Raw genomic sequence first — 20,616 nt, forward strand, 5'->3', positions numbered from 1 at the left:
TTCAGTGTGTCGCCGGCCTTTTGACCACTACAACGCCCAAAAGAACATAGCAACAAAATTCGTGCCAGTTGTCAGACTTTTGCGCTGAACAACAGACTGCTTGCATCATTCAAACTGTTCGCCAGCTTAAGGACTTCTTCGTTGGGGATTTGACGAATCACCTCACCGGAGTCACTGGCAATCACTTTGACCACAACTTTGCCTGAAGGCTCGTCAATCGAGAACTCCAGGTTACGCTTGACCGACTGAACGAACTTTTCGATTTCCTGAACGGCCATCTTCAGTTTTTCCTGCTCGGTCTGGTCTTTTTTACCTTCTTCCTTGACGGCAACCACTGGCGCAGTTTCCGCTCGAGGCTTTTCCGCAGGCTTATCGGCAACAGTCGTCGCCTGCTGGGCCGCAGGATAAGACAAGTTCAGCTTGACGCTCATATCCATGTCCATCACCTCTTAAAGTAAAAAGCGAGAGAGCGCGACAAGCGCACTCCCCCGCTAAAACTCATCAGCTATTACTGAAGCAGTTTCAGTACAGCGGATGGCAGTTGGTTGGCCTGAGCCAGAACTGCGGTGGAAGCTTGTTGCAGAGTTTGTTGCTTGGTCAGCTGTGCAGTTTCAGCAGCGAAGTCGGTATCTTGTACGCGGCTCAGTGCAGCACTGGCGTTTTCGTTGATGTTTTGCAGGTTGGAGATGGTGCTGGAGAAACGGTTTTGTGCAGCACCCAGGTCAGCACGAGTGCTGTTGATTCGCGACAGAGCGGCGTCGATAGCCGAGATAGCCGACGCTACAGCAGAGTGGTTGGCTGCGTTGGAGGTACCGGAAATGGTAGTACCGGTCATGCCCAGGGCGCTGGAGTCGAAGCTCGAAGCCAGGGTCAGAGTGATCTGGTTGTCGGAGGTGGTGTTGGAACCAACCTGGAACTCCATCGCACCAGCGGTACCGTCCAGCAGCGCCTTGCCGTTCAGGTTAGTCGACTGAGCGATACGAGTCAGTTCAGCAACCGACTGTTGGTATTCTTTGTCCAGAGCGGTACGGTCAGCAGTGCCGTTGGAGTCGTTACGCGACTGAACTGCGATTTCACGCATACGCTGCAGGATGTTGGTCGATTCTTGCAGAGCGCCTTCAGCGGTCTGAGCGATCGAAACACCGTCGTTGGCGTTTTTGATAGCCATGGTCTGACCACGGATCTGCGAGGTCATACGGGTAGCGATCTGCAGGCCGGCGGCGTCGTCTTTGGCGCTGTTGATTTTCAGGCCGGAAGACAAGCGAGTCATCGAAGTCGACAGTGCGTCGGAAGCACGGTTCAGGTTCTTCTGAACACCCAGAGATGTAGTGTTGGTGTTTACTGTTAAAGCCATGACGAATTCCTCGTTGGTTGGGTACTACGGCTTCCGGCCCTGGCAACCGCCCGGTATGGCCTAGAGAACCTTCGTAATAGTTATCGTCGCGAATGCAGGTTGCTTGAGGGGATTTTTGAAATTTTTTGCCATCACACTGCCACCCCCTGTAAAACCAAGCCATAGCGACGATCCAGCCACCAAAAAATGACGCCAGAGAACTGCCACAACCCTTCCTTATGCCCCGCTTGCGTTGACCTGCCACGGCATTACGCGGAATTGACAGCCATCAGTAAATCAACCAGTTCGTATTCAAGGTAATCCGCGAGCGCCAGCCAGTCCTGTCGCTCCTGGCTATCCAGCATACCTGTCAGCAATGCCATCCACCGGGCCGCGATCTGGCTGTCTGCTCCGCCGACCCGCGACTGCACCTGCTCCGCTACCTCGACCATGACCAGCGCCGCCTCGACATCCCTTCCCAGACGAAACAACGCTGAACATTGCCGGACCTGATCAACGAGTAGCTCTTCGCTCATCGACTGAACTCCGGATGAAATGTCGTGCCGACAATCATGGCCCCAGCTCGACTGCTGTTGTAGAAGACGACGTGTGGATGCGCAGCGATATAGCGCTCCAGCTCACACAGGTAACTACGGAAATTGAGCTGGGTCTTGACCCGCTGCCCATGCCCATCCAACACCCAATGACGAGCCGCGACCAATTGCGGGCCAAGGTCGCCGTCATCCCAACCGGCATGGGTTTTGTTGTTGGGGAACGCGAAGTCCGCCCCGAACAGCGTGATCTGACTGGCACCCATTTTCACCGCCAGGTCCACCGCCGGATGAATCACGCTGCCGCCTGCAAACAACCCTGCCCGTGGGAGCTGCTTGCGCAGATCGCGAAAGACCGGGCTTGCCGAGTAGGCGACATAGCGTTTGCCTTGCCAGGCCTGCAAGACCGCAGGAGCCACCAGCGGCATGTAGACCAGCGTAATGTCTGCGCTGTCCTCGGGCGGCAGATGGCGCTGCGAGATACGCTGGTCGATCGTGACGACGACATCCGGTTTGATACCGTTCTCGATGAGCGGCCGGTAAGCGGTATCGACACAAACGAACAGCGGTCGCTGGGTCTGGCCGCGAATTGATCGCAAGGTTACGAAATGCTGTTCCAGGCTCGGCCCGGTGGCGATGACGAACATCGGCTGGCCAGCGTGTGTGGCGAACAATTGTGCGGCGTCGCTATCGACGCGGATCTGTTCGACACTTTCCAGCAAGCGCGCGGCGATTTCCGGATTGTCCGGATCAAACTCACAGTTGTTGAACGTCAGATGGGTTTCGCTGACCAAGCGGTCGCGAATCTTCGCGTTGAAGTCATCGGCCAGCACCAGCTCCGAAGGCAGGGCAAAGAACGGCAAACAAATCTCAGCCAAATCACCGGCGTAGTGCAGCTCGACCCGCGAATCGCTGAGCCACGGCTGCTGATCGAGTAATTGCAACACCAGCGCAAACACTGCGCCGTTAAGGATATGTACGTGTAACTGAATCAGCCCCGAACGCTGCAGCAGCTCCAGCTGCAGATCACCCAGCCCTGTGCCATAAACGTGCAACACCGGACTGTCGACCGGCAGGCTTGCGGCTTGAAGCTGCGCTTCGCGGGTACGGTCATGGCGACTGGTCAGCTGAATGCCGTTGATGCTCAGGGTCGAGCCGAGCCCTTCCACCAGATCGGCCTGCAACGGGCCCGGATCTTCAGACAGCAGACGCTCAGCCACGGCCGGCCAGCGACGCTGGATGATTTCGGCGTTGGGTTGAAAAAACTCGCTCATGGCGCCTCGCTGTGATTCGGGCAAAAAAATAGCGCTCAAGGTTACACCTTGAGCGCTTTTTTTGTGTCCGGCTTTTAGAAGATCAAGGGCGATAGATGATCGCCGAACCCCAGGACAAACCAACACCAAAACCGCTGAGTGCCACACGCTTCCACTTGGAGTCGAGCACGTGCTTTTCCAGCAGCAATGGAATGCTCGACGACACGGTGTTACCGGTCTCGACCATGTCCTTGAGGAACTTCTCGGGCTCGCCCTCGAAGCGTCGCGCCACGGCATCGACAATCGCCGCGCTGCCCTGGTGAATGCAGAAAGCATCGATATCGTCGGCCGTCAGGCCCGAGTCGCCCAGCAGCTCGTGCAAATGCGCAGGGACTTTGAGCAGCGCGAAGTTGAAGACCTGACGGCCATTCATGAAGAACACGCCATCGGTGACCTTCAGGTGCGGCGCACCGGAACCGTCGGTGCCGAACTTGGCCTTGCCCAACTGCCATGGAGCGTCTTCGCCCATCCAGGTGGCGGTGGCGGCATCGCCGAACAACATGGTGGTGTTGCGGTCTTCCGGATCGACGATCTTCGAATACGGATCGGCGGTCACCAGCAAGCCATTCTTCAGGCCTGCGGCTTCCATGAAGCCCTTGATGGCGTAGATGCCGTAGACGTAACCGGAGCAGCCCAGGGAGATATCGAACGCGGCCACGGTCGTCGGCAGGCCCAGCTTGTCCTGAACGATGGCGGCGGTGTGCGGCAGGCCTTCTTCGTCGCCGTTCTGGGTCACGACGATCAGCACGTCGATGGCTTCACGCTTCAATTCAGGGTTGTTGGCGAACAGTGCGTTGACTGCTTCGACACACAAGTCCGAAGTTTCTTGCCCGGCGTCTTTGCGCGGCAGGAAGGCCGAACCGATCTTGCCCAGGATGAACTCTTCATCCTTCTCGAATTTTGCACCTTGTGCGTAATTGTCCACGCCGGCTACAGGAACGTAGCTCGCAATGCTCTTTATGCCAATCATTACGGCTTCCCAATAATAAACAGCCCAATACCACCGCTCGCAAGGAATCGAGGGGCGCCGACAAACAACGAATAACGTCGCCCTCAACGAGGTGACAGCGGGAAGAGTAAAAGGCCATCACTGAGCCAAAAGCAGGCCAGGCGCCCTCTTCCCTATTTATACAATACAGTGAAGATGCGCGTAATGACTCGCAGGTCACGCTATTTTGCCGAATCAGCCCCACAAGCGGTTATTCGACCAGCGACCAGTCCAGCGGCGTTCCGCGCTTGATGGCCTGGCGGGCACGGCGGCCCAGAAGGGTTTCAGCGTGTTTCGGGGCCAGCCCCAGGCCCGGACGGATGGCCCGCAGATTGGCGGCGGTAAAAGGCTCACCGGCGATCATGTCCTGGGTGACATACAGCGACCGGCGGTACACCAGGGACTTGCGCTCGGCGTCAGTCACGCCGTAATGCACCTGGCCCATGGCCTGCCAGGCGCGCTCGGTTTCGACCACCAGGCTGGCGAGTTCGGCCGGTTCCAGGGAGAAACTGGCATCCACGCCTCCGGCGGCACGGTCGAGGGTGAAGTGTTTTTCCACCACCGTCGCCCCCAGCGCTACGGCGGCGACAGACACCCCGACACCCATCGAATGGTCGGACAAACCGACTTCACAGCCAAACAACTCACGCAGATGAGGAATCGTGCGCACGTTGCTGTTGGCGGGCGTCGCCGGGTAAGTGCTGGTGCACTTGAGCAACACCAGATCCTTGCAACCGGCCTCACGGGCGGCACGCACGGTTTCATCGAGCTCGGCGATGCTGGCCATGCCGGTGGAAATGATCAGCGGCTTGCCGGTGGCCGCAACCCGACGAATCAACGGCAGATCAGTGTTCTCGAAGCTGGCGATCTTGTAGGCCGGCACATCGAGGCTTTCAAGGAAGTCCACCGCGGTGTCATCGAACGGTGTGGAGAACGCCAGCATGCCCAGCTCTTTGGCCCGGGCGAAAATCGGCGCGTGCCATTCCCACGGCGTGTGGGCCTTTTCGTACAGCGCATACAGCGAAGAACCGGCCCACAAGCTGTTGGGGTCCTTGATGAAGAACTCGCCTTCGGACAAGTCCAGAGTCATGGTCTCGGCGGTGTAGGTTTGCAGCTTCAAGGCATGGGCGCCGGCCTTGGCTGCGGCTTCGACGATTTTTATCGCCATGTCCAGCGACTGGTTATGGTTGCCGCTCATCTCGGCAATGATGAACGGTGGCGCATCGGCACCGATCGAGCGATTACCGATCTTGAAACTGGTCATTGTTCTGGATCCTTCAACACGCGCGTGAACGCGCAAGCACTCTGAGTAAAACCACCCTCGCGGAAAACCTTCAGCGATGGCTGATTGGCCGGCAGCACCTGAGCGGTGATGGCCTCAAGTTGTGGCCAATGCACCGTGACGAACGCTTCGCCCCGCGCCAGCAGCGCCCTGCCCCAGCCCAGGCCGAATCGGCCTTCGAACAGATAGATCGAGACTTCGGCCCGAGTACCGTCAAGGTCATAGCGCAGCATACCGACCGGGCCGTCATCCGCCTCGGCAATCAACAGCAGTCGCTGAGGGTTGTTCAGGCTCGCGGCCAACCAGACCTGATGCCGCTGCCAATCGATGGCGTGGGTGTCCAGCGACCAGCGCCGTACCGCCTCGGCATTACGTCCCTCGAACAACAATTGCGCATCGTCCGGATCGGCTCGACGCACCTGCAGTACCGCTCCCGCCAGTGCTGCCGCCACCCGCTGCGCGCCACGGCCATCGACCAACTGCCGTGAGCGTTCGGCCATACTTTGACGAAAACCTTGATTGCCTACGACAAAACCAATGGCCTGACGCAATTGTTCGACGCTGACATGCTCGCGGTTGCCCAGGAACACATGAGCCCCCGAGGTTGCCATCACCTCACCGTTGGCCTGCTGATTATTCGAGACCGCAATGCAAATCGTCGGCAGCCCCATGGCCGCCCGCTCCCAACTGGTGCCGCCACCGGCACCGATAAACAGGTCGGCCTCGGTCATCAGCCGATAAAAATCGCTGACAAAACTGTGCAGGCGCCAGTTCGGACGATACGCCGCCAGCGCCTGCATCTGCTCCCAGGCCGGGTTGTCGGCCCCCGCCACGAAATCGACCTCCAGCTCATGAAGGTCCGCCAGCGCCAACATCGCGTGGTGGGTCTGCATGGCCGCATCGAAGCCGCCGAAGTTCACCAATACTCGCCTGGCCCGAGGCTTGATCTCGACCGCCGGGCAGCAGAACTCATCGCGCAACATCGCAAAACGTGGACCGAGCAAGGTCTGGCAGTCGGGCGTCAGCAGCGAGGCATAAGCCTCTGGGGTGCCCGACAGATTTTGATTGAGCAGCAGATCGACGCGGTACTGCCGAGTGGCCAGGTCATCCACCGCGGCGATCCGTGATGCCCAGCGACGGGCCGCAGTCTGCCAGTGATGATCGAGGCCATAGTGGTCGACGATGATCCAGTCGAAAGCCGGATGGCTTTCCAGGGCTTGCGCCAGCGCGGCGATGTCCGCCTGCCAGGGCAGCATCGATTCGATGGCCTGCTGCGGATCTTCATCGGGGTAGCGTGCCGGCAGCGCGAAGGTCTCGAAGCCCTCGCTGGCCAGGCTGTCCAGTCGATGCCCCGGCAGCAGGCGACAGGCGAAGGCAACGTGCGTGCCCTGCTTGCGCAACACCCTGGCCAGGGTCAGGCAGCGGGCGATATGGCCGCTGCCAATGGTTGGCGACGCGTCAGCGCGGATCAGTATCCTCATTGCAACTCACCACCAGCCTTCAATGCGGCGTAAAGGTATTCGGCGCGTTTCCAGTCTTCAAGGGTGTCGATGTCCTGTACCAGGTAGCGCGGCAGAATCACCGGCAGGCTCGCTGGCGAGAACAGTGCATCACCACGCAACCAGGCCTCGCTGCGTCCCCAGTAGAACTGGCCGGCGTCTTGAAAGGCTTCGGGCAAGTCCTGGGAGCGGGTGTCACGAAACTCCGGATAGAGCGAGGTCAGGGCGCCCTGCGCGTCGAGGGTCAAGGCCCGCTGCACCGGAAAACCAAAACCGGTGACTGAAAACGCGAAAGACTTGTCCGGGTGCTGCACCAGCAACTCATGCCCCTGACGCAGATAACGCGCTTGCAACAACGGCGCCGTCGCATAGATGCAGCAGGCATGGTCGAACGGTGGCAATTGATTCAAGGCATGCACAATCACTGCCGCAGTCCCGGTGAAATCGTCAGCCAGTGCCCCTGGCCGCATGAACGGCACCTGAGCGCCATTGGCTCGTGCGACTTCGGCGATTTCCTCATCGTCGGTACTGACGATCACCTGGTCGAACAGGCGCGACTCCAACGCGGTGCGAATCGAACGGACGATCATCGGCACGCCGTCGAACGGCTTGAGGTTCTTGCGCGGGATTCGCTTGCTGCCACCACGGGCCGGAATGATCGCAACACAGCTCAAGAGTCACTACTCCTCAAGGATCAGTCGTCGCAATTGCTCGACCACATAGTCCTGTTGTTCATCGCTCAGCAGAGGAAACAGCGGCAGGCTGATGGCCTCGGCGTAATAACGTTCGGCCTGGGGGAAATCACCCTCGGCAAAACCCAGGTCGCGATAGTACGGCTGCAAGTGCACGGGAATATAGTGCAGATTCACCCCGACACCGGCCGCTCGCAAGCCTTCGAACACCTGTCGATGACTGAGGTTGATCCGCTCCGTCTGCAAGCGCACCACGTACAGATGCCACGCCGATTCGGCTTCAGGCTGCGTGCTGGGCAAGGTCAGCGGCAAGTACGCCAGCAACCGGTCGTAACGCGCCGCCAGTTCGCGTCGACGCTCAATAAAGCCATCGAGCTTGTTCAGCTGTGACAGACCGAGGGCCGCTTGCAGGTCGGTGATCCGGTAATTGAAGCCCAGCTCCACTTGCTGGTAGTACCAGGGGCCGTGGCTGGGTTCGGTCATCTGTTCGGGGTCACGGGTCATGCCGTGGCTGCGCAGGCGTTGCAAGCGCTCGGCCAGTTCCGGGCGATTGGTCAGCACCATGCCGCCTTCGGCACTGGTGATGATCTTCACCGGGTGGAAACTGAACACGGTCATTGCCGCGAATTCACCGCAACCCACCGGGCGCCCGGCATAGGACGCGCCGACCGCGTGGGAGGCATCCTCGATCACCGTGAAACCGTAACGCTCGGCCAGTTCGGCGATCATGCGCATATCGCAGCTCTGCCCGGAGAACGCTACCGCCACCAACACTTTCGGCAGCTTGCCGTCGCGCTCGGCGATTTCAAGCTTCGACGCTAAGGTGTAGGCGTCGAGGTTCCAGGTCAGCGGGTCGATGTCGACAAAATCGACGTCGGCGCCGCAGTAGCGACCGCAGTTGGCCGAGGCCAGAAAGGTGTTCGGCGTGGTCCACAACCGATCGCCCGGCCCCAGGCCCGCCGCTAGGCAGGCAATGTGCAACGCCGCCGTGGCATTGCACACCGCCACCGCGTAATCGGCCTGGCAACGCTCGGCCATCGCCTGTTCGAAACGCTCGATGGTCGGCCCTTGGGTCAGCCAGTCGGACTGCAACACGGCGACCACCGCATCGATATCCGCCTGATCGAGGCTTTGCCGACCGTAGGGAATCATGCCGACAGTTCCGCGTGCAGGTCGGCGATCTGGCCGACGGACAAGAAGTACGGGTTGGTATCGGAACGGTACTCGAAGTCTTCGCCCACCGGCCGGCCCTGCTCGCCCAGTTTGTCGATGGCAAAATCCACGTCGACGCTGGTGAAACGGATCGACGGCTGAATGGTGTAGTGATCGTCGAACTCCAGGGTCATGCGCGCGTCGTCCAGCGGTACCATCAGCTCATGGAGTTTTTCCCCCGGACGAATGCCGACGTGTTTGTGCGGCAAATGTTCAGCCATGCCCTGCGCCAGATCGACGATGCGAATCGACGGGATCTTCGGTACAAACACTTCACCACCGTGCATGCGGGCGAAGCTGTCGAGCACAAACTTCACGCCGTGATCGAGGGTGATCCAGAACCGCGTCATGCGCTCATCGGTGATCGGCAGCTCTTTGGCGCCCTCGGCGATCAGTTTGCTGAAGAACGGCACCACCGAACCCCGTGAACCAGCGACGTTGCCATAGCGCACCACGGCAAACCGGGTTTGTTGCTCGCCGGCAATGTTGTTGGCAGCCACGAACAATTTGTCCGACAGCAGCTTGGTCGCGCCGTACAAGTTGATCGGGCTGGCAGCCTTGTCGGTGGACAGCGCGACAACTTTTTTCACGCCGTTGTCGATGGCCGCGGCGATGATGTTTTCCGCGCCGTTGACGTTGGTGCGGATGCATTCGGTGGGGTTGTATTCCGCCGCCGGTACTTGCTTCAGCGCCGCGGCGTGCACCACGTAATCGATACCGCGCATGGCCTGACGCAAACGGTCGGCGTCGCGCACATCACCGATGAAGTAACGCATGCACGGCGCGTTGAACGTCTGCTGCATCTCGTACTGCTTGAGCTCATCGCGGGAAAACACCACCACCCGCTTGGGCTGGTATTGCTCCAGCAAGCGGCGGATGAAGTTGCGCCCGAACGAACCGGTGCCGCCAGAGATGAAAATCGATTTACCGTTGAACATGCCTTGAGTCCTTTTACCTGTCAGCCAGGCTTATGCGAGCAACTGCGCCCAGTCAATGCTGGTCGGTTCGCCGAGGGTAAAGCCCTTGCCAGTCAAGGCCAGGTTCTGGTTGTAGGCTGAGTCCTGCTCGAAACGGGCGGGCCACTTGTCACGCAGGGCAGCTGCCGCCTGCGGATTGTCCGGCAAAGTCCCGGGGTGCGTAATCTGCACTTGTGGTGTCCAGACCGTCAGCAAACCTGCGTCGGCAACTTTCAGGCACAGATCGACATCGGCGTAAGCCTCGTCGAAATGCTCTTGGTCCAATCCACCGACGTCATCAAACACTTGCTTGCGAATCATCAGACAAGCACCAGAGACAGCCTGATAGTTCTGTTCGACGACCAAGCGACGCATGTAGCCCTGGGCATCTTTTTTCTCGCCTGCGAAAGGTGAAGCGACCCCGCCATTGAGGCCCAGAATCAAACCGGCCCCCGTCACATTGCCATTGGCATCCACCAGTTTGGCCCCGACCACTCCTACCTCAGGACGCTGCGCCTGGTTAAGCAGTGCCTCGATCCAGTTGGCGTTAACGACCTCGGCGTCCGCCGCCAGCAGCACCAGGTATTCGCCCTGAGCCTGTTCTACAGCCAGGTTAAGTAGTGCCGAAGTGCTCAGACGCTGCTCTGCCCTGACCAGACGAACCCGGCCACGACCGTTCTGCTCCAGGCTTTCCAGCCAGGCGAGCAGTTCGGCGGACTGGCTGTGATTGTCGACGATCACGATCTCATTGTTCTGATAGCGCGTGCGTTGCAACACGCTGACCAGGCAGCGCTGCAAACACTCCAGGTTGTCCTGGCTGTGAACGATGATCGAAACCTTCGGACGATCGGCGTGACGGTAGTCGATACGGTAGCCTCCCGACGCTTCGGCACTGACCTGGGCCTGATATCCGCGGGTCGCCAGATGACGAACCAGAGTCTGGCGTTCGTGTTCAATAGGCCCCGGCAGCGGTGCCTGGGTGATCAGCAAAGGCTCTGCCAGATGCGCGAGCCCGGCCAGGCCGCCGGCTTCGATCAGGCGCAGCAACAGGTCGAACTCGAGCGCCGAAGTGAACTCACGAGCAAAACCGCCGACCTCCACCAACACCTCACGCCGGATCAGCCAATGCCGCGCAGTCAGCGCCGGCAGGCTCTGCAACAAATCGAGGTTGAAGGCGGGACGGAAGACATCGACCAGCGTGCCATTGGCCTGACGATGAATCTCGTCCACCGCCACCGCACGGCAACCCTCGGCGTTCTGCAACTCCAGGCTGGCACGCAACAGACCCGCCGCGGTGAACTCGTCGCCCGCCTCGGCCAGCAGCAACCAGTCCGAGGTCGACTGGCGAGCAATCTGGTTCAGCTTATCGACATAGTTGCTGGTGGTGACCTTGACGAAATGCAGGGTGTTTTGTTCGGTGGTGACTGCCGGCAGATCGCCGGTGGTGAAGACCACCACTTTGAAGGCCCGGAACGCGCTCTCCATCAGACTATCGAAGCTGGCCTGAAGCTTGTCCATGTCTGCGTCCAGGTCCAGCAACAAAATGCCGAACTGGGGTCCACCGTCATTGGCTGCCAGATACTGGTTGATTTTCCTCACCGCAGTCTCATTTGGCTCCCGTGCCTGCAACCAGTTGAGCAGACGTCCCGACGGCATCGTGTCGAGCAACTGACGACTATCGTGGGTCGGCACACTGTCCAGGCGCTGCACCCAATCGGCCAACACTTGGGCATCAGCCGTTTCCCCCATGTCCACCAGTTGCTGAGCGAGCTTTTGCACGACTCGACGGTTGAAGGCGCCGAGTTCCACGGCTTGAAGCAGGCGCGTCTGGATCGTCGCCGGACTGTCATTGGAGTAAGTACGCTGCAGTGTCTGCTGCTTGAGCAATGTCCCTTCCATTTCCTCAAGTTGCAAACGGCCGGCCGGCATTGCATGGAGCAGAAACTCGCACTCCGCCAGTTGCTCGAAGAAGGCGCTGTTGTAGAACGGCATCTCGACGTATTGCTCCGGGCCGAAGACACGCTTCGGGCCGACCGTCGGATCGGTCCAGTAAGACTCGAATATCGGTTCGATGGTCAGCGCGTTGCGGGCAGTCAGGCTGTCGGCCAAAGCGGCGAAGCTTTGCAGGGCCAACTGGGCGGTCTGCTGTTGGTCGAGACCGGTGATACCCGTCGGCAGCGATGACAGGAACCCGGCAAAGCGCTCGCGCTCGGCGACAGAGCGGGCGTCCTTGAAACTCAAGGTCGTCATGATTTCGGTGTTGTGATCCGAACGCCCGTAATTGACTTCACGTACCACATAGGGTGCCGGGAGAATTCGCGCCTTGGCCCGTGCCAGCATGTAGTACACGTGGCCGATTTCCTGCCACTGGAAGATCGTGCCTTCCGGCATCGCTTCGTACCAGTCACGCAACAACGAGGTCCGATGCACGGCATAGAACGGCGGAATGTACTGCCCCATGTAATCGAGTACACGGTCCTGGCCTTGTTCGGCGTTGTAATCCTCCTGCACCTTCTTGTCGCGACGGTAGTACTGCACATAATTGGCGTGGGTCAGGTACATCAGGCAATAGCCGTGGCACAAACCGTAGTCGGGGTTGGCTTCGAGGAAGTTCACCGATTCGGTGAGAGCACCGTGCAACAGGAAATCATCGTCGGAGGCGAACACCATGTACGGCGTGGTGACCTGTTCGACACCGTATACCAGCTTGGCCTGGATGCCCCAATAGCCGAACTGCGGCAAATGCCGATAGTCGATGGTGTCTGCAACCGTCGCCGCGCCATCCAGAGCAACGGCTGACGAATCAAGGACCAGGATCCTGCAAGGCAGCGTGCTGTAGAACTGCAACGCCCTGCGCAAAAACGCCGGACGATTGTGCGTAATCAGCACCAGAGTGAACAGCTCACTCAGGGGCAACGTGTTTTCAGAACCGTAAATGCCTTGCATATCCTTCCCCGCCACAGACCTATTGCCTGATGAACACTTGAATGAAGTTGTCGTTTAACGCACCCGGCGCAGGTAGCCATCCGGCGCGACGGTGATCAGCAGTTTGCTGTGAATCGCCTGATCGATCTCGAAATCCCGGTTTTCTTCCAGGTACGCCCAAACGGCGGTTTTAGGGTTATCACCCTTGCCCCATGGACGGTCCGGAAAGGCGTCTTCCGGCATGTCTTCGACGACCGTGTCCATGACCACGCAGTAGCTGCCGACCGAGACCATCGGTGCATACAGGCGCAACTCTTCCAGCACGTGTTGATGGGTGTGATTGGAGTCCAGCACCACCAGCACTTTCTTGCCCTGAATGCGCTCGCGCACCTGATCGACGATCCCGGTGTCGATGCTCGAACCCTGAATCATCTGGATTCGTTTGCTCATCGGATGGGCTTCGATCGCTTCGCGGTTGTGCTGGCGAATATCGATGTCGACACCCAGTACTTCACCATGGCCGATCAGCTCCAGCATCGAGGCGTAAAACACCAACGACCCGCCGTGGGCGATCCCGGTTTCCACGATCACATCCGGGCGCAAGTTCCAGATGATTTCCTGCATGGCCACCATGTCCTGGGGGAACTGAATGATCGGGCGGCCCATCCAGCTGAAGTTGTAGGTGTACTTGTGTTTGGCCGTGGTGCCGACCCAGTCCAGGGACTCGGCCTGCAGCGCTTTGTCTTTCTTCAAACCTTCGATGTTGCCTTTTACTTCTTCACGAAACTGCTCATGGGGATTCATCGCAACTCTCCAAAAAAAAAGGGAAACGGCTTACTTGAATACCTTACCGTCGGGGTAAGGCACCGCGTTGGTCTTGATGATCCTGGCGGGATTGCCCGCCACGACCGAATAATCCGGAACATCTTTGGTGACAACGGCGCCGGCGCCGATGGTGACCCAGCGACCGATGCGCAGGCGCGGCAGGATGGTGGCGTTGGTACCGATAAATGTCCCGTCGCCGATTTCCACGCAACCGGCGATACACACCCCAGGTGCCATGAAAACCGAGTGGCCGATCCGTCCTTCATGCCCCACCACGCTGCCGGCACTGATACTGGTGTTGTCGCCCAGCGTTACTTCGGCCTGCATGAGCACGCCTTCCTGTAGATAACTGCCCTGCCCCATGCGAATCATGGTCAGGTCGATACCCGGGTGAACGAATTGGCCCAGGGTGGCGCCGGCCTCGACCAGTTGGCGGGTGGTCTCGTAGCGCAGCCGGGTACTGCCGGTGATCAGGTTCACGAAGCGCGCCTGAGGCCCTTTGAGTTCGCTCACCCGATCCGAGCCGCCGATCACCGGTACCCCATAAAACAGCGTGCCCTGCTTACTCGGGTCGTTATCCAGAAAGGCGAATTCGACGTTGGGGGTGCTGCGCTTCACCGCGTGAAGCATGCGCACCGCTTCGGGGTTGGCCGCGCCCAGCAAATAAATCTTCACGACAGCTGCCTTTTTGCGAGCAGGGCACGCACGACATCCACCACTCGTTGCTGATCGGCGTCGGTCATATCGTGATAACTCGGCAGGTTGAATGCGCGCTCCGGCAAGGCGAAAGCCACCGGTGTGTCGACAGAGTGTTCGCTGAACATCGGCAACGACGACAACGGCCAGAAGAACACCCTGGCATCGATATCGGCAGCCTGGAAAGCGGCGATCAACTCATCCCGGCGAATCCCGGTCTCCGCATCGAACACCACTGTCGGCATCCAGTAGCCGTTACGCGAGTGCTCAGGCTCAGGGTTCAGGGAAACACCCGGCAGTAATGTCAGGGCGCGGGCGTAATTGGCGAAAATCTCACGCTTGCGACTGATCAGCTCATCGATACGCTCGACCTGAGCGCAACCGACGGCGGCCTGCAGGTTGCTCATCTTGTATTTGAAGCCGATGAACTCCGGCCAGAACTGTTTGGTGCTGCCAGCGACCCGGCCATGGTTGGATAAGGTCAGGACGCGCTCGTACAAGGCTTTGTCCGAGGTGACGAAAATCCCGCCCTCGCCGGTGGTCATGGTCTTGGTGCCATGAAACGAGAACGCACCGAATGCGCCTAGAGAACCGGCCGACCGACCACGCCATTGCGAGCCGATGGCCTCAGCGGCGTCTTCGATCACCGGAATATTGTGTTCCCGACCGATCGCCAGCAAGGCGTCCATATCACACAGGTTACCGTAGAGGTGCACTGCGAGAATGGCTTTGGTTCGCGGGGTAATTGCACGCCTGACCTGCTCCGGGTCCAGGCACCAGCTATCCGCCAGAACATCGACGAATACCGGCGTGGCACCCAGGTAGGTAATGGGCGCCGCCGACGCGATCCAGTTAGTGTTGCCCAGGATCACCTCATCGCCAGCACCAATGTCCAACGCCGCCATCCCCATGTGCAAGGCGCCAGTACAGCTGGAGGTCGCGATGGCGTAGGTGGCGCCAAGATGCTCGGCAAAACCATGCTCGAAACGCGTCAGATATTCGTAGCAACGTGCGCCCCAACCGTTCTGAACGGCGTCCAGGGCATACCGGGCTTCCAACTCGCCCACGCTCGGCTTGGTGTAATGAATTCTGCTCATTGAATGCTCAACTCCGGAACGGCGACAACAAACCGCGCGCCCCACACTTTGACCGAGGCGAATTGTTGGGTGATCTCAGTCAACAGGTTCCAGGGCAAAACCAGGATGTAGTCGGGTTTTTCAAGATCGATGCGGTCGGGCGAAACCACCGGGATTCGACTGCCCGGCAAGTACTTGCCCTGCTTGTGCGGGTTGGCATCGGCCACCCAGGCCAACAGGTCCGGTTTGACCCCGGCGTAGTTGAGCAAGGTGTTGCCCTTGGCTGCCGCACCATAACCGACCACGCGCTTGCCGTCGGCCTTGGCTTGCAGCAGGAAACGCAGCAGTTCGTGCTTGATGCCCTCGGCCGCTGGCGCCAGGGTCGCGTAGTACTCGGGGGTTTTCACTCCCGCTGCCAGCTCGGCCTGCAACTGCTGTTGAACGGCTGGCTGCACCTCACGGCGAACACCGTCGGCCCGCTGGACGAACACCCGCAACGAACCGCCATGGGTCGACAACTGGCTGACATCGAACACTTCCAGGCCATTGCGCTCGCACAAGGTCTGCACGGCGGTCAGGGACAGGTAGGAATAGTGCTCGTGATACAGCGTGTCGAATTGCTGCCCGGCCATCAGCGTCAGCAGTTGCGGAAATTCGAACGTCGCCACACCGGTCGGCTTGAGCAAGGTGGAGAACCCACCGAGAAAATCATTAATGTCCGGCACATGCGCCAACACGTTGTTGGCGGCCATCAGGTCGGCGGCCCAGCCTTCGCTTTTCAGCTGCGCGGCGGTGTCGCGACCGAAGAACAGTTCGCGAATCTCCAGGCCTTTTTCCCGCGCCGCTTGCGCGGTGCTGCGGGTTGGTTCAACGCCCAGGCAGGGGATGCCGCGCCCGGCAACGTACTGCAACAGGTAACCGTCGTTGGCGGCGATTTCCACCACGCGACTGTCGGCAGTCAGGCCGAAGCGTTCGACCATCTCGGCGACATAGCGCTCGGCATGGGCCAGCCAGGTGCTGGAGAACGAACTGAAATACGCATACTCGGCGTCGAACAGACTGTCGGCGCTGGTGTAATCCTCGGTCTGCACCAGCCAGCACTGCTGACACACCGCGACCTTCAATGGCACCCATTGCTCGGCTTGTTCCAGGCGATCGGCGTGCACATAGGCGTTGGATGGCGGCGAGGTGCCGAGATCGATCAGCGGCAAGGCCAGAGGAGTACCGCAACCACGGCAGTTCATAGACGCACTCCAGCGAAGTGTTCATCGAGCAAGGGATGGCTGGAATCCCTGGCCGACAGATTATTGACAGGCAACGGCCAGGCAATCGCCAGCCGTGGATCGTTCACCGACAACCCGCCCTCGTACGCAGGCGTGTAATCAGCGCTGTGCAGGTAGAGCAATTCGGCGTCATCGGTCAGCGTCTGGAAGCCGTGGGCGAACCCGGACGGGATCAGCAAGCTGCGACCGTCACCGGCCTTCAGGTGCTCGGCGTGCCAGTGCAGAAAGGTTTCGGAATCGGGGCGCAAGTCCACCGCCACATCCCAGACTTCGCCGCGCAGGCAGGTAATCAACTTGGCTTCCGGCGCATTGGAATTTTGATAATGCAGACCGCGCACACTGCCCCGCGCACGGGTGCAGGAGTGGTTGATCTGGCGGATATGAAACGGCTGGCCGAAAGCGCTCAGGCTGCCTTCGCAAAACAGCCGGGCGAAATGCCCACGATCATCTTCGAAGCGTTTGTGCTGCACGCTGAACAGACCGGCCAGCGGCAAGGCTTTCAACAGAAACTCGCTCACAACGCGCCTCGGTACAGGTTCAACTGGTTCAGGGTGACTTCACGCATGTCATCACCGTTCTGCCACGCCAGATGCCAATCGAGGGTCTGGGTCAGGCACTGCTGCAACGACCAGCGCGGTTGCCAGGCCAACCGTTGACGGGCGCGACTGCTGTCCAGGCGCAACAGGCCGGCTTCGTGCAAATCACTCGGCTCGATGCGCAATCCGCGTGCTTGCGGCCAGCGGCTGGCAAGCAACTCGACCACTTCGCCGACGCTGCACATGTCCGCTTCGCTCGGACCGAAGTTCCACGCGCCGGCAAACTGTGGGCCTTGTTCGTAGAGACCGGCAGCCAATTGCAGGTAACCTGCCAAAGGCTCAAGAGCGTGCTGCCATGGGCGCACGGCCTGCGGGTAGCGCAGGGTCACTGGCTGGTCGGCCGACCAGGCCTTGAGCACATCGGGAATCAGGCGTTCCGGCGCAAAGTCACCGCCGCCCAGCACATTGCCAGCACGGGCGGTGGCCAACGCCAAGCCATGCTCGGCGTACTTGTCGGCCGGGAAAAACGATGCGGCATAAGACTGCGCCAACAATTCGCAGCAAGCCTTGCTGCTGCTGTAAGGATCGTGACCGCCCAGGGCTTCGTCTTCGCGGTACGGCCACAGCCATTCCTTGTTGGCGTAGACCTTGTCGGTGGTCACTAACACACAGGCACGCACGCCGCCGACCTGGCGGATCGCTTCGAGCAGATTGAGCGTGCCCATGACGTTACTGGAATAGGTGCCGAGCGGATCGCGATAGCCTTCGCGCACCAGCGGTTGGGCCGCCAGGTGCAGGACGATTTGCGGCTGGGTTTCGACGATCAGTTCCAGCAAGGCGCCCAGATCACGCAGATCACCACGCTGATCGTTGATGCCCTCGTGTACCCGCGCCAGTTCGAACAGGCTCGGCTCGGTGGACGGATCGAGCGAAAACCCGCTGACCTCGGCCCCGAGGCTTTGCAGCCACAACGTCAACCAGCTGCCCTTGAAACCGGTGTGGCCGGTCAGCAGCACCCGTTTGCCACGCCAGAACTCCGGACTCAGGCCCATTGCTTCCATGGGGCCTCCCCGCTCTGCCACAGCGCTTCGAGGTGGTTCTTGTCGCGCAGAGTGTCCATCGGGTGCCAAAAGCCGTCGTGCTGGAAAGCAGCAAGCTGGCCATCGCTGGCCAGGCCGGTCAAAGGTTCGGACTCCCAAACCGTCTCATCCGCGGTAATCAGCGGCAGCACCTTAGGCGACAGCACAAAGAAACCACCATTGATCCAGCCACCGTCCCCACGAGGTTTTTCAGTGAAACCGCGAACCAGATAACCTTCGCGCTCCAGGGCGCCATAACGACCGGGCGGCTGGACCGCCGTGACCGTGGCAAGCTTGCCGTGGGAAAGGTGAAAATCCACCAGGGCGCTGATGTTCAAGTCAGACACGCCGTCGCCGTAGGTAAAGCAGAACGCTTCTTCGTTTTCCAGATAGCGGCCGGCCCGTCGCAAACGACCACCAGTCATGGTTTCCTCACCGGTGTCGATCAGCGTGACGCGCCACGGCTCACTGTAATTCTGGTGAACGTCCATACGGTTGTTGCACATGTCGAAGGTGACGTCGGAGGTGTGCAGGAAGTAGTTGGCGAAGAAGTCCTTGATCGCATAGCCCTTGTAGCCAAGGCAGATCACGAAGTCATGAATCCCGTGGGCGGAGTACTGTTTCATGATGTGCCAAAGAATTGGCTTGCCACCGATCTCGATCATCGGCTTGGGCTTCAGGTGCGATTCTTCGCTGATGCGCGTGCCCAGGCCACCCGCCAGAATTACTGCCTTCATCGTCTCCCCTCTTGTTCTTCACAGAGCTCGGCCAAGCTGTTTCAAGCTTTTTCGGGCTGTCTGGCTAAAACGCTCTGCCGTGTCAGGCGCTGGCGTACCGGCCGCAAGCGCTCGTTTTATGGCGATATGAGGAGGACTTGCAGGAAACGCGCCAGCTCATGAATCCAGATAGAAGGCACAAAAAAGGGACGAATCCGGATCATGCAGACAGGGTTCGTCCCCAAGTGTAAAGCGGGCACCTTCATCCCGTTGCAGGAGAGAAGGCGCCTGATTCAGGTCTCAGCCAAACATGGCAAACGCATCACTATTGGCCGGCATGTTGAAGAGCTGTCCGTCCGCCGTCTGGATTTGCTCGATGGTATCGGAGCCAGCGAACCAGTCCTTGAGCTGTACACCTTCCTGCGGAACCTGTCCTGGACTAACACTCGATCGGTGCAGGTAGAGGTCATCACCGACACGATCAACCAGCAGCTCGGCACTGCTGATGTACGACAGCACTATTTTGTCGGAGCGGCTGGTACCGTCATCCTGGATCGTCACCAATGCCGAGGTGTTGACGTTGTAGGTATCGTCATCCTCGCCACCAAAGGCCGACCCGCTGGCTTGCAGCACCAGATTGTCATCTCCAGCACCGCCAAACAGCGAGAAACCGAAGCCCGTGCCGGTCAGCAGGTCGCCACCGCCCCCACCATCGGCCATGCCATGAGTCACCGTGATGACGTCGCCCCCCGCTTCACCATAGGCCCGGCTACCCTCATCGCTGGCAGCGGTGACGATGGTGTCGTTGCCATTGCCGCCATACAAGGTGTCAGCCTGCGGCCCATTGATCACACCATCAAGGGTGAATGGCCCGATCTGGGACACCAGCCCGCCGTAGAGGTAATCGTTGCCGTCGCCACCGTAGACGACGTCATTACCCAACCCGCCTTCAAGGTAGTTGACGTTGGCATCACCGGTCAGGGTGTCATTGAAGTGGCTGCCCACTACGCGCTCGATGTTGCGCAGCACATCGCCCTGGGCATCCCCGCCCTGGTTGACGTTGGTCTGCAAGTTGATGTCCACAGCGGTGGTATTGGTGATGTACAAGACGCTGTCCTGCCCCTCGCGGCCGTCAATCACATCCGCACCTGCACCACCGATAAAGACGTCACCGAACCGCGAACCCGACAACGTGTCATCAAAGTTGCTGCCCTGGAAGAACTCAATGTTGGTGTAGGTGTCACCCGCGGCATCTCCGGCGTTGGCATTGGTGGTCAGGTCGATGGTCACCGCAGAGTCCGAAAGCTCGTAACTGACCAGGTCCTGCCCAACGGCACCGTCCAGGCCCATGGCAGTGGTACCGCCATAGAAAATGTCGTTGTAGCTCGACCCCTTGATCGCTTCGATGCCGGTGAAGGTATCGCCTGCCCCGATCCCGGAGTACACACCGGCCTTCAGGTTGATGWTCATCGCCACGGTGCTGTCGSTATAGCCTGCCGTGTCATAACCGGCACCRCCGATGAACTGGTCGGCGCCCGCGCCACCGTACAGCGTGTCGGCACCCGAACCGCCGGTGATGATGTTGTCGCTGGCATTGCCCCAACCGGTGTACGCACCACTGCCGGTGAAGGTCAGGCGCTCGATGTTAGCGGCC

19 protein-coding genes are annotated in these 20,616 nt (G+C 59.7%); all 19 read right to left on the reverse strand.

What is annotated here, in order from left to right; translation table 11 throughout:
• Positions 1-71: 71 nt before the first annotated feature.
• Positions 72-437, reverse strand: a complete 366-nt coding sequence (locus AC1DQM_RS15375; protein WP_026286326.1) for a flagellar protein FlaG — start codon at positions 435-437, stop codon at positions 72-74.
• Positions 438-508: 71 nt separating this feature from the next.
• Complete coding sequence (locus AC1DQM_RS15380) at positions 509-1,354, reverse strand: flagellin domain-containing protein (RefSeq protein ID WP_018925034.1); 846 nt, start codon at positions 1,352-1,354, stop codon at positions 509-511.
• 248 nt (positions 1,355-1,602) lie between these two features.
• On the reverse strand, positions 1,603-1,869 hold the full coding sequence (locus tag AC1DQM_RS15385; RefSeq protein ID WP_018925033.1) for a hypothetical protein: 267 nt from the start codon (positions 1,867-1,869) through the stop codon (positions 1,603-1,605).
• On the reverse strand, positions 1,866-3,158 hold the full coding sequence (locus tag AC1DQM_RS15390; protein ID WP_018925032.1) for a motility associated factor glycosyltransferase family protein: 1,293 nt from the start codon (positions 3,156-3,158) through the stop codon (positions 1,866-1,868). The genes AC1DQM_RS15385 and AC1DQM_RS15390 overlap by 4 nt, the downstream gene beginning before the upstream one ends.
• A gap of 82 nt (positions 3,159-3,240) precedes the next feature.
• Positions 3,241-4,167: a ketoacyl-ACP synthase III gene (locus AC1DQM_RS15395; protein ID WP_018925031.1), complete on the reverse strand. Its 927-nt coding sequence runs from the start codon at positions 4,165-4,167 to the stop codon at positions 3,241-3,243.
• Between the two features lie 229 nt (positions 4,168-4,396).
• Positions 4,397-5,449, reverse strand: a complete 1,053-nt coding sequence (pseI, locus tag AC1DQM_RS15400; RefSeq protein WP_064619507.1) for a pseudaminic acid synthase — start codon at positions 5,447-5,449, stop codon at positions 4,397-4,399.
• Positions 5,446-6,948, reverse strand: coding sequence for a UDP-2,4-diacetamido-2,4,6-trideoxy-beta-L-altropyranose hydrolase (pseG, locus tag AC1DQM_RS15405; protein ID WP_477746448.1), 1,503 nt, complete (start codon positions 6,946-6,948; stop codon positions 5,446-5,448). The genes pseI and pseG overlap by 4 nt, the downstream gene beginning before the upstream one ends.
• Positions 6,945-7,640: a pseudaminic acid cytidylyltransferase gene (gene pseF / locus AC1DQM_RS15410; RefSeq protein ID WP_477746449.1), complete on the reverse strand. Its 696-nt coding sequence runs from the start codon at positions 7,638-7,640 to the stop codon at positions 6,945-6,947. Before pseF ends, pseG begins: the two co-directional genes overlap by 4 nt.
• Positions 7,641-7,646: 6 nt before the next feature.
• Positions 7,647-8,810, reverse strand: a complete 1,164-nt coding sequence (pseC, locus tag AC1DQM_RS15415; protein ID WP_428635594.1) for a UDP-4-amino-4,6-dideoxy-N-acetyl-beta-L-altrosamine transaminase — start codon at positions 8,808-8,810, stop codon at positions 7,647-7,649.
• Positions 8,807-9,808: a UDP-N-acetylglucosamine 4,6-dehydratase (inverting) gene (gene pseB, locus AC1DQM_RS15420; protein WP_018925026.1), complete on the reverse strand. Its 1,002-nt coding sequence runs from the start codon at positions 9,806-9,808 to the stop codon at positions 8,807-8,809. Before pseB ends, pseC begins: the two co-directional genes overlap by 4 nt.
• 30 nt (positions 9,809-9,838) lie before the next feature.
• A complete protein-coding gene (locus AC1DQM_RS15425; RefSeq protein ID WP_477746450.1) occupies positions 9,839-12,772 on the reverse strand; it encodes a TIGR00180 family glycosyltransferase in 2,934 nt (977 codons plus the stop codon).
• Positions 12,773-12,826: 54 nt separating this feature from the next.
• Positions 12,827-13,555 (reverse strand): cephalosporin hydroxylase family protein, encoded by a 729-nt coding sequence (locus tag AC1DQM_RS15430; RefSeq protein ID WP_477746451.1) that lies wholly within the window; start codon positions 13,553-13,555, stop codon positions 12,827-12,829.
• Positions 13,556-13,585: 30 nt separating this feature from the next.
• Positions 13,586-14,251, reverse strand: coding sequence for an acetyltransferase (locus AC1DQM_RS15435; RefSeq protein ID WP_018925023.1), 666 nt, complete (start codon positions 14,249-14,251; stop codon positions 13,586-13,588).
• A complete protein-coding gene (locus tag AC1DQM_RS15440; RefSeq protein WP_477746452.1) occupies positions 14,248-15,369 on the reverse strand; it encodes a DegT/DnrJ/EryC1/StrS family aminotransferase in 1,122 nt (373 codons plus the stop codon). Before AC1DQM_RS15440 ends, AC1DQM_RS15435 begins: the two co-directional genes overlap by 4 nt.
• A complete protein-coding gene (locus AC1DQM_RS15445) occupies positions 15,366-16,592 on the reverse strand; it encodes a class I SAM-dependent methyltransferase (RefSeq protein WP_018925021.1) in 1,227 nt (408 codons plus the stop codon). Before AC1DQM_RS15445 ends, AC1DQM_RS15440 begins: the two co-directional genes overlap by 4 nt.
• Entirely contained in the window at positions 16,589-17,149 is a 561-nt protein-coding gene (locus AC1DQM_RS15450) for a dTDP-4-dehydrorhamnose 3,5-epimerase family protein (protein WP_018925020.1), read from the reverse strand. Before AC1DQM_RS15450 ends, AC1DQM_RS15445 begins: the two co-directional genes overlap by 4 nt.
• Positions 17,146-18,228 (reverse strand): CDP-glucose 4,6-dehydratase, encoded by a 1,083-nt coding sequence (gene rfbG / locus AC1DQM_RS15455; protein WP_026286325.1) that lies wholly within the window; start codon positions 18,226-18,228, stop codon positions 17,146-17,148. Before rfbG ends, AC1DQM_RS15450 begins: the two co-directional genes overlap by 4 nt.
• Positions 18,210-18,983 carry a glucose-1-phosphate cytidylyltransferase gene (gene rfbF, locus AC1DQM_RS15460; protein WP_018925018.1) on the reverse strand — a complete coding sequence of 258 codons (774 nt, stop codon included), beginning with the start codon at positions 18,981-18,983 and terminating at the stop codon, positions 18,210-18,212. Before rfbF ends, rfbG begins: the two co-directional genes overlap by 19 nt.
• Before the next feature lie 279 nt (positions 18,984-19,262).
• Positions 19,263-20,616 (reverse strand): calcium-binding protein (locus tag AC1DQM_RS15465; RefSeq protein WP_477746453.1); only part of this gene is annotated, 1,354 nt, incomplete at its 5' end.

It is taken from the genome of Pseudomonas sp. 01L34, from assembly GCF_056400265.1.

Bases quoted from the DNA above. Each gene is read 5' to 3' on its own strand.
- pseC (WP_428635594.1), bottom strand. From the start codon at position 8,810: ATGATTCCCTACGGTCGGCAAAGCCTCGATCAGGCGGATATCGATGCG.
- AC1DQM_RS15425 (WP_477746450.1), bottom strand. From the start codon at position 12,772: ATGCAAGGCATTTACGGTTCTGAAAACACGTTGCCCCTGAGTGAGCTG.
- AC1DQM_RS15440 (WP_477746452.1), bottom strand. From the start codon at position 15,369: ATGAGCAGAATTCATTACACCAAGCCGAGCGTGGGCGAGTTGGAAGCC.
- AC1DQM_RS15375 (WP_026286326.1), bottom strand. From the start codon at position 437: ATGGATATGAGCGTCAAGCTGAACTTGTCTTATCCTGCGGCCCAGCAG.
- rfbG (WP_026286325.1), bottom strand. From the start codon at position 18,228: ATGGAAGCAATGGGCCTGAGTCCGGAGTTCTGGCGTGGCAAACGGGTG.
- pseB (WP_018925026.1), bottom strand. From the start codon at position 9,808: ATGTTCAACGGTAAATCGATTTTCATCTCTGGCGGCACCGGTTCGTTC.
- pseG (WP_477746448.1), bottom strand. From the start codon at position 6,948: ATGAGGATACTGATCCGCGCTGACGCGTCGCCAACCATTGGCAGCGGC.
- AC1DQM_RS15445 (WP_018925021.1), bottom strand. From the start codon at position 16,592: ATGAACTGCCGTGGTTGCGGTACTCCTCTGGCCTTGCCGCTGATCGAT.
- rfbF (WP_018925018.1), bottom strand. From the start codon at position 18,983: ATGAAGGCAGTAATTCTGGCGGGTGGCCTGGGCACGCGCATCAGCGAA.
- AC1DQM_RS15380 (WP_018925034.1), bottom strand. From the start codon at position 1,354: ATGGCTTTAACAGTAAACACCAACACTACATCTCTGGGTGTTCAGAAG.
- AC1DQM_RS15395 (WP_018925031.1), bottom strand. From the start codon at position 4,167: ATGATTGGCATAAAGAGCATTGCGAGCTACGTTCCTGTAGCCGGCGTG.
- AC1DQM_RS15385 (WP_018925033.1), bottom strand. From the start codon at position 1,869: ATGAGCGAAGAGCTACTCGTTGATCAGGTCCGGCAATGTTCAGCGTTG.
- pseI (WP_064619507.1), bottom strand. From the start codon at position 5,449: ATGACCAGTTTCAAGATCGGTAATCGCTCGATCGGTGCCGATGCGCCA.
- AC1DQM_RS15430 (WP_477746451.1), bottom strand. From the start codon at position 13,555: ATGAATCCCCATGAGCAGTTTCGTGAAGAAGTAAAAGGCAACATCGAA.
- AC1DQM_RS15390 (WP_018925032.1), bottom strand. From the start codon at position 3,158: ATGAGCGAGTTTTTTCAACCCAACGCCGAAATCATCCAGCGTCGCTGG.